Source organism: Snodgrassella sp. ESL0323 (assembly GCF_013346865.1).
In the GTDB taxonomy this organism is placed as follows: domain Bacteria; phylum Pseudomonadota; class Gammaproteobacteria; order Burkholderiales; family Neisseriaceae; genus Snodgrassella; species Snodgrassella alvi.
Genome location: NZ_JAAEDT010000012.1, coordinates 1 through 13,340, shown reverse-complemented (window position 1 = coordinate 13,340; position 13,340 = coordinate 1). Strand labels below are relative to the sequence as shown.

11 protein-coding genes are annotated in these 13,340 nt (G+C 39.5%); 6 read left to right on the top strand and 5 right to left on the bottom strand.

What is annotated here, in order from left to right:
- Positions 1-140: 140 nt before the first annotated feature.
- The 3 genes from GY065_RS03195 to GY065_RS03185 all read right to left on the bottom strand — a co-directional run bounded on the left by GY065_RS03195 (position 141) and on the right by GY065_RS03185 (position 4,745).
- Entirely contained in the window at positions 141-1,514 is a 1,374-nt protein-coding gene (locus tag GY065_RS03195) for a TolC family protein (RefSeq protein ID WP_370579077.1), read from the bottom strand.
- Positions 1,515-1,616: 102 nt separating this feature from the next.
- Complete coding sequence (locus GY065_RS03190; RefSeq protein ID WP_174833054.1) at positions 1,617-3,554, bottom strand: MacB family efflux pump subunit; 1,938 nt, start codon at positions 3,552-3,554, stop codon at positions 1,617-1,619.
- A gap of 3 nt (positions 3,555-3,557) precedes the next feature.
- The gene (locus tag GY065_RS03185) at positions 3,558-4,745 is read right to left on the bottom strand and encodes an efflux RND transporter periplasmic adaptor subunit (protein ID WP_174833053.1); all 1,188 of its coding nucleotides are present in this window, start codon (positions 4,743-4,745) and stop codon (positions 3,558-3,560) included.
- Between the two features lie 938 nt (positions 4,746-5,683).
- Here GY065_RS03185 and coaD point away from each other — a divergent pair.
- A complete protein-coding gene (gene coaD, locus GY065_RS03180; protein WP_037474668.1) occupies positions 5,684-6,199 on the top strand; it encodes a pantetheine-phosphate adenylyltransferase in 516 nt (171 codons plus the stop codon).
- Positions 6,200-6,319: 120 nt separating this feature from the next.
- Here the strand turns inward: coaD and GY065_RS03175 are convergent, their stop codons facing one another.
- Both GY065_RS03175 and GY065_RS03170 read right to left on the bottom strand, forming a co-directional pair.
- Positions 6,320-6,664, bottom strand: coding sequence for an antibiotic biosynthesis monooxygenase (locus tag GY065_RS03175; protein WP_174833052.1), 345 nt, complete (start codon positions 6,662-6,664; stop codon positions 6,320-6,322).
- A gap of 274 nt (positions 6,665-6,938) precedes the next feature.
- Positions 6,939-7,832 carry a LysR substrate-binding domain-containing protein gene (locus GY065_RS03170; RefSeq protein WP_037474665.1) on the bottom strand — a complete coding sequence of 298 codons (894 nt, stop codon included), beginning with the start codon at positions 7,830-7,832 and terminating at the stop codon, positions 6,939-6,941.
- Between the two features lie 105 nt (positions 7,833-7,937).
- On the opposite strand from GY065_RS03170, the gene GY065_RS03165 reads away from it, so the two are divergent.
- The 5 genes from GY065_RS03165 to GY065_RS03145 form a co-directional block, all read left to right on the top strand.
- The gene (locus tag GY065_RS03165; RefSeq protein ID WP_037474662.1) at positions 7,938-8,342 is read left to right on the top strand and encodes a CidA/LrgA family protein; all 405 of its coding nucleotides are present in this window, start codon (positions 7,938-7,940) and stop codon (positions 8,340-8,342) included.
- Between the two features lie 35 nt (positions 8,343-8,377).
- On the top strand, positions 8,378-9,067 hold the full coding sequence (locus tag GY065_RS03160; protein WP_037474659.1) for an LrgB family protein: 690 nt from the start codon (positions 8,378-8,380) through the stop codon (positions 9,065-9,067).
- A gap of 401 nt (positions 9,068-9,468) precedes the next feature.
- Complete coding sequence (locus GY065_RS03155) at positions 9,469-10,206, top strand: hypothetical protein (protein ID WP_174833051.1); 738 nt, start codon at positions 9,469-9,471, stop codon at positions 10,204-10,206.
- Between the two features lie 169 nt (positions 10,207-10,375).
- On the top strand, positions 10,376-11,746 hold the full coding sequence (locus GY065_RS03150; RefSeq protein ID WP_174833050.1) for an NAD-dependent succinate-semialdehyde dehydrogenase: 1,371 nt from the start codon (positions 10,376-10,378) through the stop codon (positions 11,744-11,746).
- A 307-nt stretch (positions 11,747-12,053) separates the two neighbouring features.
- The coding region (locus GY065_RS03145) for an aldehyde dehydrogenase family protein (RefSeq protein WP_174833049.1) at positions 12,054-13,340 on the top strand (1,287 nt) is incomplete at its 3' end.

Below are 13,340 nucleotides of genomic sequence, written 5' to 3'. Positions count from 1 at the left end.
TTGTGTTCCTTTTTGCGCCCCCTTTTTGAGGGGCGATTTTTTTGTTAGTCATTAGTGTAATGAAAACAGAAAAATAATTCAATTATCAACTAACCTATAAAAAGCCGGCCTGTATATTTTCAAACAGGCCGGCTTGAATATTATTGCGGCTGATAGCGTCCGGCCATAGCCTGATAAATCAGATTTTCATTTTGCAGGACACTATAACGGTTGTTTAACACATTTTGTGCCGAAGAATACTGAGTATTCAATGCATCCAGCCAGTCACTAAGCGGATTAGTACCGTATTGATAGCGGGCATGGTAGTAGCGACTGTTTTTTAAATCGTACTGGTATTTTTGTTCATTATTGGCCAATGTATTGCGGCTAAGCGTGTATTGCCGGTAATAGCGTTCAACTTCATTAAGGGCGGTAGTCAGAGATTGTTCAAAAGTCAGTTTAGCACTTTCAAAATCTGCCTTAGCCTGTTTGTTCTGCCAATACAGAGTCTGCCAGTCGAGAAAAGGCAAATTTACATTAACACTTGCCGTACCGACAGGAAAATGTAAAGCCGAAGAAGCAGCCTCAGAACGCGAATTAACCGCACCATTCAAACTAATACTCGGATACCAGCTACGTTTAGTTGCCTGCTGACTGGAAAAAGCAGATTGCAAACGATATTCTGCCGCACGTAAATCAGGACGATTAGCCAGAACAGACAATGGCACATTCAGATTCACTTCACTCAAATGAATCTGATTTAAAGATGTTGGTTGAATATCCGTTACCTCACCCGGACGCTGATTGAGTAAATTATGTAGATTCTGCAATACTTCCAGCCGGTTCTGCTGCAATGAGGTCAGATTATTCTCTGCGCTCAGTAACGATTGTTTGGCATTAGTAGCATTAATGCTGCTGACTTTACCTACCTGATACTGTGCCTGAGAGATTCTGGCAATCTGCCGGTATTGTTCAATACTGTCTTTAGTTAAACTGATTGCACCATCAATGTAGGCAAGATGAAAATAATTATCGACGACACTATTAATCAGTGAGAGTCTGCTGGCGGCCAGATCCTCTTCACTGGCCTGATATTTCCAGCGTGCCGCATTGGTATTGGCACGAATTTTCTGCCATACGTCCAGTTCATAACTTAATCCGAGCTGGCCGGTAAAATTACGGCTGGACACCCCGCCATGTTTCAGATCTTTGGAGCTGCTGGCGCCAAGAGAACCACTGGCATTCGGTACCAGGTCTACTGCTGTCAGGCGGGCACTATAACGTGCTTTTTCAGCTGTCAGTGCTGCCTGACGCAAATCAACATTATTAGCCAGCGCAGTATTTACCAGTTGATTCAGAGTGTCATCATGGTAAATTTCCCACCAGTTAGCATTAACCTGATACTGCGCAGCAATTTCTGCACTGCTCAGCATTCCGGCTTTATGCATGCTTTGCTGCGGATAGGAACTATGCGTAGCACAGGCCGTTAACACCAGACTCAGACTCAGCATCCATACTGCGCTGCGTTTTTTCACAAAATTATCTCTCATCATCGTAACTTTTTATTCTGACGCTTACTGCATTTATCAATGCAGTACAGCCATTTCCGCCAGATTTAAATTTCAGCATCAACACAATTAATCGCGTGACAGCGCGTCAATAGGATTAAGCTGCGATGCACGTTTTGCCGGCATAAAACCAAACATCACACCAATTACACTTGAACAAAGTACAGCCATCACAATAGAAATTGTTGAGAATGACATAGCAAAATCTGTTGCCAGCAAATTAAACAGCATACTGATGGCAAACGAAAACAGTACACCTACCAACCCGCCAATCAGACAAATAAGCACCGCTTCAATCAGAAACTGTTCAAGAATATTGTGCTGACGTGCACCGATAGCCATGCGTATACCAATCTCCTTCACCCGCTCGGTTACCGATACCAGCATGATATTCATCACCCCGATACCGCCTACGACTAGAGATATCAGCGCAATACTTGATATCAGCAGAGTCATGGTGCCGGTAGTACTTTCAATTGTCTGCTTAATAGTGTCACTGTTACGGGTAAAAAAGTCCTCTGTACCATGACGTACTTTCAGTAATTCAATAATGCCTTTTTCTGCCGTTTGTGAATTGACATTATCTTTTACCTTTACCGTAACTGAAGTAATGTATTTAGAGCCGGAAATCCGGTTCATCAGCGTGGTATAAGGAGTAAACAGTTGTAAACTGTCACTGTCCGAAAAGCCGTTATTATTGGGTTCTGTTACTCCGATAATACGCAATGGCCGTTTATTAAACAGAATAACCTTTCCCAGCGGATTAGTACCATCAGCAAACAATTTGTTTTTGGTATTGTCATCAATTACGACTACCTGACTGTTCTGAGTTACATCATCCTCATTAAACAGCCTGCCAAAAGCAAGCTTGATACCGCGTACATCAAAATACTGGTCACCTACACCGTATAACTGAGCTGAAAGAGACTGATTATCATAAGTCAGCGTACCACTGGTATTAACACCCGGAGTGACACTGTCAACATAGTCCTGTTGCTTCAGGACCTCTGCATCACCAACAGTCAGCGTTTTAATACGCGAAGAACGGCGATCCCCATATCCGTAACCCGGATATACGGAAACCGTGTTTGTGCCCATAGCATTGATGTTTTCAAGAATTTTTTCCTGCGACCCTCTTCCCAGTGCAACTACCGACACCACTGAAGCAATACCGATAATAATGCCGAGCATCGTAAGAAACGAGCGCATCTTATGCGCCATAATCGCCTGAATAGACATCAGAAAAGATTCAAAAAACTGATCACGGTAAAAATGCCATGAATTATGCTCTTCAATACTCTCAATATTGCTGGGCGGAATATCTGTATTCTTACTGTGGTCGGCGATAATCCGTCCGTCACTAATTTCAATTACCCGGTTAGCATTAGCAGCAATCGTCGGATCATGTGTAACCATTACAATGGTATGACCGGCATCATGCAGTTTATGCAGGATTTCCATCACATTTTTTCCGCTACCGGTATCCAGCGCACCTGTTGGCTCGTCTGCCAGAATAATTTCGCCGCCGTTCATCAGCGCACGGGCAATACTTACCCGCTGCTGCTGACCACCGGACAGTTCACTGGGACGGTTTTCTTCCTTACCGGCAAGCCCGAGCTGAGCCAGCAACTCATCCGCCCGTTTCATTCGCTCATCGTATTCCATACCGGCATATACAGCTGGCAGGGCTACATTTTCACGTGCTGTTAATGTGCCGAGCAGGTTATAGCGCTGAAAAATAAAACCAAAGCTGCGACGGCGCAAAGCGGCCTGTTCATCTGCGGTCATAGCAGCAGTTTCTACGCCATCAATTTTGTACGAACCGCTGGACGGCACATCCAGACAGCCAATGATATTCATCAGAGTAGACTTACCCGAACCAGACTGACCGATAATAGCTACAAAATCGCCTTTTTCTATGCTCAGATTAATATCTTTGAGCACCTGAACCCGGTTTTCACCAGTACCGAACCAGCGATTGATCGCCTTAATTTCCAATAAACTCATGGCTTACATTCTCGGACCGCGCATTTTAGGTTCTTTGCTGACACCATTTTTGGCGTCTGCCTTGCTCAGCGCAGATAAAACTACCCGGTCACCCTCTTTCAGGCCTGATTTCACTTCTGTGCGCATACCGTCTGTAATACCAGTCTGAATCTGTTTTTCCTGTACCTGCTGATTATCGTCCAGCACTTTCACCACTTGTTTACCACGGTTATGCCTAATTGCCTGATTCGATACAGTCAGTACATTTTTAACAGATTTCACAAAAATATTATTCTGAGTAGTCATCCCGATATGCAGTGTGCCGTCATCATTCGGAACCAGAGCCCGGGCATAGTAATAAATAGCTGTATCAGTTGTATCCGTACTGGTGTCATAACTTCCCTGAGACATCTTGGTTAACCCCGGATCTACTGCTTCAAGAGTAGCTTTACGCACTTTGTTATTGTCCGCCAGCGTAGTAAAAGTTAAATGCATTCCTGCCTTAACCTTACTCATATCGCCCTCGGCAATCTGCATTTTATTCAGCATTTTGCTTAAGTCAGCCAGCTGTACAATCGTTGGCGTATTCTGACTGGAGTTCACAGTTTGTCCCTCTTCTACTGGAATGGATACAACTGTACCGTCCATTGGAGCAGTAATGCGGGTATAGCCTAAATCTGCTTCTGAAGTATTAATGGCAATCTGTGTTTGCCGGATTTGTGACTTCAGCTCAGCCACGTTAGCCCGTGCTGCGGCCAGATTATCCTGAGCATTATCAAAATCTGCTTTAGAGGTAGCATCCTGCCCCATCAGCGCGCGTTCACGGTCAAATGCACGCTGCTTCATTTTCAATGCAATTTGAGCAGATACCAACTGAGCACGATAAGTATCCAGCTTAGCTTTATTAGTGTTGAGGGTATTTAACTGGGTAGTAGAATCAATATCAGCAATCAAATCACCTTTTTTAACCTGCTGACCTAGTTTGACATACAGTTTTTTGATCTGGCCAGAAGCCTGAGCACCAACATCAACCAATTGTGCCGCCGCAATTTCTCCTGTGGCATTAACTGTCTGCATGATATCGCTGCGGCGAACATCATCTGTCACAAAATTCATCTGATCTTTAGGTTTAAAAAACAGGCTCCATACAATAGCAGCCAGCACCACCACAACTAACAACCATACAAACCTTTTAACCCATTTTTTTTTCATTTGCTTAATAATCCGTATATCACTCAAATTTTGCTCTAATTAATCAATAGCGGCAAAAAGATTAAGATTGTAAAGGATGAAAACCATTCTCATCAATATATCATGTTAGTAATTAATATCTCATTTCTGTTACTAATTATGAATACCAAATGATAAACAATACAGATTTAAAACCATATATGTGATCATTTTTATTTTATCAACAAAAATATAATTTTAAAATTTTAATAATTTCAATCAAATAAACACTAACACATTGCCAAACTGAAAATACATTCAATATTTATCTGATTAAAGTCTGAATACTCTATGCTGCAATTCAATCTCTGAAATATAGTAGTTATTAAGAGAAACTGCCACTAAAAAAAACAATAGAAAAATATAAAAAGATTTCAATTTTAAACAAAATAACAAAATAAACACTAAACCTGATATAAATTTGGTAAAGAAAATATTCCAGTGATACACAACGAAAAAACCTGATTGAGGTTTCATATATGGCAAAATAACTAGATAAACCAACTAATCTGTATACTATTGCAGTAAAATTGATTATTTTATACTATTTCCTATTATCTTTTTAATTCATTGCCTTTATCAAAAATAAACACTCCACCAGGCAATCTATTTACATATTACCACTTATAGTTTCAAAATACTTCACGGCAAGTTTACAAGATTTTTACCCTAAGTATCAGAAATATAACCGCATTTATTAACCACCATTTATCAATATCAGGCTTAAAGTTTTCTGTTAAGAATAAAAAATAATTATGCTTTGACAATTCAGACGCAACTGATTAAGCTGCGCAGCTTTGTAATAAAATCATTGAAAAGCAATAACTGTTTATAATTAAATTATTCATACGCAACAGCAAAATATCAGCATACAGGTTAATTTTTTTCGCATGACAAAAAGCAGTTCGGAATACGCAATAATGACTAATTCAACCATCCGCCGTGCAGTCTATGCCGGCAGCTTTGATCCACCTACCAATGGCCATCTGTGGATGATTCGTGAAGCGCAACCATTATTTGATGAACTAATCGTCGCTATTGGCGTGAATCCGGAAAAAAATGCCACATATTCAGTTGAAGAACGTAAAGAAATGCTTCAGGCTATCACGGCAAATTTTCCCAATGTCAAAATCTCCAGTTTTCAAAATCAGTATCTGGTTAATTATGCGCGCAGTATTGGTGCAGATTTCATTATCCGTGGTATTCGTACCGCTTCTGATTATGAGTATGAGCGTTCCATGCGCCATATCAATCATGACTTACAGCCGGAAATTTCCACTATTTTCCTGATACCACCGCGTGAATATGCCGAAGTATCATCAACCATGATAAAAGGCATGGTCGGACCGCAAAACTGGCAGGCCATGATTCGCCGTTATGTCCCTGATGCAGTTTATGAAAAAATTATGCAGGACCATATGTACTCTGAGAATTGAATAAACTGAATGGTCTGAGCAATCGCGACCAGAATGTATGGTTAAACTACTGATTCTGCACTGATGCAGATTTATAAATAATAAGCTCAGACGGATAAGAAGCTATTACCAATTACCTTATTATTCATCTGAGTTTGAATCACAAGATTCAAAAAATTTTTCATTTTCAACTTTACTGATACGGATTGAATATTCTTCGTACCATTGCTTGATACCCATTTTTTTCCCCTCCATGTGTAAAGTATGGTTTTTCCATTTATTAATAGCCTCAAGTGTACGCCAGTATGAAACGGTAATGCCTGTTCCTTCCGCATCTCTAACGCTATCTGCTCCTAAATACCCTTCCATTTTTTCAGCTTCATTTAATAAATTTTGTGCCATTTCCGCATAACCGAAATCACCATGGCTGCGTTGGGAAGTAAATACAACAGCATAATAAGGTATTCCGAATACTTTGCTGATCATGAAAAACCTTTCATATTTTAGATTGCAGCAATTTGAGGTGAAACAGGAGTTACAAAACTGGTTTTCAGAGTATTTTTAAGGTATTTATTGAATCTAATTTATCAGCTGAATATCTTTATAATAACAATTATTAATATTAAACAACATTATCAAATAAATAGTAAAGATAAACAATCTTATTTCTGGCGATTATTTTAATTAATGATAAGTTTACCCGGCATTTTTTCACTCCCCTGCTATTTATACTACTTAAGCAGACAATTAATTCTGATTATTAACGTGAAAATTCCTCTCTGATTACTCTAAGCCACGCTTTTACAGCCGGTGTCAGTTTTTTGTGGCGAGGCCATGCCATGGACAGACTCCAGTTAATAGCCGGATCGGTTAACGGAACAGCTGCAAATATTTTATCGTCAAATTCATCCGTATAATAACTGGGTAGTAAAGCAATGCCCATTTCTTTTGCTACCATATCACGTAAAAGCTCCCACTGGCTGGTACAGCAAACTACATTTGGCTCAAACCCCTGATCACGACAGGCATTGACAATTCGTTCATACAAAACAAATCCACGACTAAACAAAATAAAAGATTCATCTCGCAGACTGCGTAACGACATGGATTCTGATACTTGAACCAGGCGTTTACGCGGAAACAGCACCATCATCGGATAATTACATAAAGGAATATGTTCAAACTCATCTCTAACGGGTAACAACAACTGCCCTACATCCAAACGGTTATCTAGCAATGCAGCTTCAATATCACGAGTACCTGCTTCAATAAAAGCCAGTTCAATATCCGGGCATTGCTGATGAAAACGAAAAAAAGCCGGCGTCAGCAAACGACTGCCCAATAACGACATTCCGATACGCAACATACCCGATTTAAGTTCGCGATAATCTTCTACCTCCTGTTTCAGCAGCGACACCTGATTAAGTATCTGCAGAGAACGTTCATATACACACTGACCAATTTCCGTTGGCAGCACCTGGCGCTTGCGTCCGTTTTCGCCTTTTTGCAATAAGGCTACGTTTAAATCATTTTCAAGTGCATGGATAATCTTGCTTACACTCGGTTGGGATAGTGCCAGTTTTTCCGCAGTAACTGAAAAACTGTGATTCTGAACCAGAGCAACCCAGCACTGAAGTGCCTTTATATCAATCATAAATATTCAAAAAAAGAATAATAATAAAATTATAATTCATATTATGCCTAATAAGACTAATTATAATGGTAAGTTTTCAATAACTGGTTATAGAGAAAAGCCAAAATGAATATGTTACACCTTCGTCAGACAAACTGCTTACGTATATGCGCACAAATTTTATTAATCATTTTATTCTGGCTGATAGGGTCAGGCATCGAAAGAATGACACATATTCCCTTATCTGGCGGTGTAATCGGGCTAGTTCTGGTATTGCTTTTATTACAGCTAAATATACTGAAATTGTCCTGGTTAGCCAGCGGTGCTCAGGCTTTACTGGGCGAATTAATGTTGTATTTTATGCCTGTTCTTATCGCAGTAGTGCAATATAAAGCATTGTTTGCAGCTGAAGGATGGCAGCTGATTATTAGCATCGTCATAGGTACATTCCTGGTAATGAGCAGTACTGCACTTACTCTTAAATATTGTTATCGCCTGCGCCGGGCATGGATTAAACATCGCCATATTTAGACTGCCACACAATAAATTTTTACTGGATATCTGTTATGAATATAATTGCTGCCGGCTGTTTTATCTGGACAATCGCATTATATGCACTGGCAAAAAAATGCTATCGCGCTAAACCAGTTATATTTTTGTCACCCGCTATTACTTTTAGTGTATTAACCATAGCTGTCATGCAATGGCTTAATATCAGCTATGCCCAATACAATCAATATACGCGGTATATTTCAGGTTTACTTGGTCCGGCCACTGTTGCTTTTGCCATTCCGATTTATCAATATCGTGATGTAATGAAACGTCAGTTACCGATTCTGATGACAGCAATTATCGTTGGAATGTTTGTCGGGGTGGGCAGCGCTTATCTGATGGCACGTCTGTTTCATTTTAACCACGAAGTGACCTATAGCCTGATGGCCCGTTCTGTATCTACTCCGTTTGCCATTGAGCTGGCAAATAAAATTCATGGCTCTGCCGCTCTGGTCTCTGTATTTACCATTATAACCGGACTGGCAGGTATGCTCTTCGGTGATATCACACTGGCATTAAGCCGCAGCCGTCTGCATCTGGCTAATGGTGCTGCATTTGGTAATGCCGCACATGGATTTGGTACTTCTCGGGCAATTCAGCGTAATGCTGATGAAGGCGTGGTTGCCAGCCTGACTATGATTCTGGCTGGTTTATTTATGGTACTGGCCGGCCCCTTCGTAGTACGAGTCATAGTCTGGCTGTGATACTAAATTCTATTAGCATCAAATCAGATTTAAGTGCCAAACCAACTTTACTGAATGCTTCTGTTGCAATGAATTTTATTCATTAAATAGAAGATTCTGATGATCAGATTGAAATTATTTCGTGTTATATAAAGAAGATATTAAAAATTAGAATGTTTTAGATTATCAATCTAAATTATAATGCTAGCTCCTGTTATTACATGAGTAAAATCACGGAGTGATTATATTTATAAATTTAATTAATGTTCCAATACAAATTATGTAAATTAATTATGTAAATTTTAATTGAAATTCAATTAACTTCATTAAATTTTTTGTTTAGATTCGAAAGAATCAAAAACTATAGGCAATATTACATTTTCACTTAAAAGTAAATTCTTACTAATAATAAAAAATACCCAATGAAAAATTTAAAAAAATTATTACTAGTCATCACTCTTTGCTTTCCTATGATAAGTAGTGCTAACTGTGAAAAATGGATTAATCATTTACTTGAAAAATATCATTCTTCTCGCGGCAGTGATAATGCAGTTTGTAAGATATGGCCTGCTGATAAAAGTAAAACAATTGTGGTTTTACCAATTCCTAATGAAATCGAAGGGACAATTTATTATGATCTTGATGTTTTGCTTGTGGATACGCAAAGTGGTGAATTAATTGCTCATAAATGGGAACAGGATGCATTTTATAGTGACGCTGTTGAATTAACTGATTTTGAAATCGATACTGCTCATTATCAGCTTAATAATGAATCCCGAGCTTTTGGTATTCGTGCTAACTTTAGAAATTATTCCCGTATTTTTCCTTTCTCTGAACAAATAATTAATCTCTATGTGCAAAAAAATGAAAAACTCAATCTAGTTGTTAATAAGTTAGTATTAAAAAACGATGGTGGTGAATTGGATGATAATTGTATTGCTGAATTCCATAGCAAAAATGCTGCTTTATTATTAGGAAAAAACACAACCAATAATTATAAAGATTTGATTATTTCATATAATGAACAAAAACAAATTGGTAAATTAAATAAAAAAGGGAAATGTGTTGAAGAAGTAACTAAGTCAATAAAAAGAAAATACACATTACATTATAATGGTGTTGAATATCCTTTACCCAAACCACTACATTCATCCTTATAAGCTTCTTTACAGCAACTTTTCCTCTGCCGTACAATCATTAGCAGCTTTTGTTAACATTTATTAATCGAATTAAACCTGTTTCAGTATGATTCAGACAGCTGCTTTCTTCTGCTCTGCATTTTTACAGACAAAATATTCTTACAATCTTACTTGTGGAGGATAGCTGAACATGGCTTATCAATCTATCAATCCGTTTACTGGCGAGCTGGCCAGAACTTTTTCCAATCATACAGATGCTGAAGTAGAAAACGCACTGACTCAGGCACATGCTTTATATAAGTCTGAATGGTCGCAACCGGAAAATATCAGCGAAAGACAGGCCTTACTGCAACGCCTGGCTGAAATTATGACACGGCATCAGGAAAAAATTGCCCGAATTATCACCCTGGATATGGGCAAACGCATTGCAGAAAGCCGTAATGAAGTTGTTAATTGCATAGAAATCGTTCAGTACTATGCAAAACAGGCTGCCGAGTTATTGAAACCGTTAACCTATCCGAGCAAACTGGGTACTGGCTGGGTAGAACATCATCCTATCGGTATTATTCTGGCTGTTGAACCATGGAATTTTCCCATTTACCAGCTTATCCGGGTTATTGCACCGGCTATTGCTGTCGGTAATCCGGTAGTAGCCAAACATGCCAGTAATGTTCCGCAATGCGCGCAACTGGTGGAAGATCTACTGCATGAAGCTCAGGCACCTGCCGGTACTTATACCAATCTGTTTGTAACCCCTGAGCAGATAGAAACCATTATCGGTGACAAACGCGTACAGGGTGTGGCTTTGACAGGCTCAGAAGGTGCCGGCAGTATTGTAGCCGGACAGGCTGGCAGTAAACTGAAAAAATCTACTATGGAACTGGGCGGTAATGATGTATTCGTTGTCACAGATGATGCAGATGTAGTAGCCGCCGCACATACCGCAGTAGCAGGACGCTTGTTTAACGCCGGTCAGGTATGTATTGCAGCAAAACGTTTTATAGTGCATGAAAAAGTGGCTGAACAATTCACCCGGATTGTTCAGGAAGATTTTGCCCAGGTAGTGATGGGCGATCCCCTGGATGAAAAGACTACCCTGGCACCCCTTTCATCTCGTAAAAGCAAAGAAACACTACAAGAACAGCTGGATGCAGCCATTGCTCATGGTGCTAAAGTATTATGCGGTAACCAGCCAGCTAAAGATAATTTCTTTACCCCAACACTGATCACGGATATTAGCCGGGATAATCCGGCCTATTTCGAAGAATTTTTCGGACCTGTAGCACAGTTGTATGTTGTAAAAAATGATGAAGAAGCAATTACATTGGCTAATGATTCTAATTTTGGTCTGGGCGGAACCGTTTTCTGTAAAGATATTGAACGCGCCAAAAATCTGGCCTCGCGAATTGAAACCGGTATGGTATTTATTAACCGTTTCGGTGATTCCGTAGCTGAACTGCCATTTGGCGGAGTTAAACGTTCGGGCTACGGACGTGAGCTTAGCGATTTGGGTATTAAAGAATTTGTTAACCATAAATTGGTGGTACTTGATCAGGAATAAGCTCACTGCTTCTGCAAAAAGCAGTCTGTAAAACAGGCTGCTTTTCTTAGATAAAATGAAGGAAAATCACCAATCAATTTTAATATTTTTCATGATACTGTCCAGTTCTCTGATAGTGTAAATCATATTCTAGCTATACTGCTTTATGATAACTTGATTTTCTGCCATACATTCATTAATAGCCTATATTAATATTTATAATTTTTGTTAAAATTTTTTCTCACATAATTCGGACAATTGTTTTCTCCTGCTCCGTATTTTACAGACAAAATATCCTTACAATTATATGTTTGAAGGATAGCTAAATATGGCATATCAATCCATTGATCCCCTCACTAGGCAGCTTATCAAAATTTTTCCCAATCATACTGATGCTGAAGTTGAAAGCGCACTGACTCAGGCTCATACACTATATAAGTCAGAATGGTCACAACCCAAAAATATTGATGAAAGACTGGAATTATTACAGCGCTTGACCAAATTAATGATAGAGCATCAGGAAAAGATTGCCCGTACTATTACAATGGAGATGGGAAAACGTATTGTAGAGAGTCGTAACGAAGTTATTAACTCCATTGAAATTATTCAGTACTGTGTTAAACATGCTGCTGAATTATTAAAACCAATAGCCTATCCGAGCAAACTAGGTACTGGTTGGGTAGAACATCACCCTATCGGTATTATTCTGGCAATTGAATCATGGAGTTTTCCTATTTACCAGCTTATCCGAGTAATTGCACCAGCTATTGCCGTAGGCAATCCGGTAGTAGCCAAACATGCCAGTAATGTTCCGCAATGTGCCCAACTGGTGGAAGATCTGTTGCATAAAGCCAAAGCACCAGCCGGTACTTATACTAATTTATATGTTAGCTATGATCAGATAGTAGCAATCATTGCTGACCAGCGTGTACAAGGTGTAACTCTAACAGGGTCTGAAGATACCGGTAGTATTGTAGCCGAACTAGCTGGTAGTAAACTGAAAAAATCGACTATGGAACTGGGAGGTAATGGTGTATTCATCGTTACAGACGATACGGATGTCGTAGCCGCTGCACATACTGCAGTAACAGAATGTTTGTTTAACGCCGGTCAGGCTTGTATTGCGGCAAAACGGTTTATCGTTCATGAAAAATTAGCCGATCAATTTATCCAAATCGTTAAGGATGATTTTGCTCAAGTGGTTATGAGCGATCCAATGGATGAAAAGACTACTCTGGCACCCCTTTCATCTTTTAAGGTCTTGAATATATTGGGTGATCAGCTTTATACTGCCATTGATTATGGCGCTAAGATATTATGTAATAATCCGCTAGATGAATATAATTTTTTTGCCCCAACACTGATCACGGATATCAGCCGGGATAATCCGGCTTATTTCGAAGAATTTTTCGGACCTGTAGCACAGTTGTATGTTGTAAAAAATGATGAAGAAGCAATTACACTGGCTAATGATTCTAATTTTGGTCTGGGCGGAACCGTTTTCTGTAAAGATATTGAACGCGCCAAAAATCTGGCCTCGCGAATTGAAACCGGTATGGTATTTATTAACCGTTTCGGTGATTCCGTAGCTGAACTGCCATTTGGCGGAGTTAAA

Bases quoted from the DNA above. Each gene is read 5' to 3' on its own strand.
- GY065_RS03190 (WP_174833054.1), bottom strand. From the start codon at position 3,554: ATGAGTTTATTGGAAATTAAGGCGATCAATCGCTGGTTCGGTACTGGT.
- GY065_RS03165 (WP_037474662.1), top strand. From the start codon at position 7,938: ATGAATATGTTACACCTTCGTCAGACAAACTGCTTACGTATATGCGCA.
- GY065_RS03185 (WP_174833053.1), bottom strand. From the start codon at position 4,745: ATGAAAAAAAAATGGGTTAAAAGGTTTGTATGGTTGTTAGTTGTGGTG.
- GY065_RS03170 (WP_037474665.1), bottom strand. From the start codon at position 7,832: ATGATTGATATAAAGGCACTTCAGTGCTGGGTTGCTCTGGTTCAGAAT.
- GY065_RS03150 (WP_174833050.1), top strand. From the start codon at position 10,376: ATGGCTTATCAATCTATCAATCCGTTTACTGGCGAGCTGGCCAGAACT.
- GY065_RS03155 (WP_174833051.1), top strand. From the start codon at position 9,469: ATGAAAAATTTAAAAAAATTATTACTAGTCATCACTCTTTGCTTTCCT.
- GY065_RS03175 (WP_174833052.1), bottom strand. From the start codon at position 6,664: ATGATCAGCAAAGTATTCGGAATACCTTATTATGCTGTTGTATTTACT.
- coaD (WP_037474668.1), top strand. From the start codon at position 5,684: ATGACTAATTCAACCATCCGCCGTGCAGTCTATGCCGGCAGCTTTGAT.
- GY065_RS03160 (WP_037474659.1), top strand. From the start codon at position 8,378: ATGAATATAATTGCTGCCGGCTGTTTTATCTGGACAATCGCATTATAT.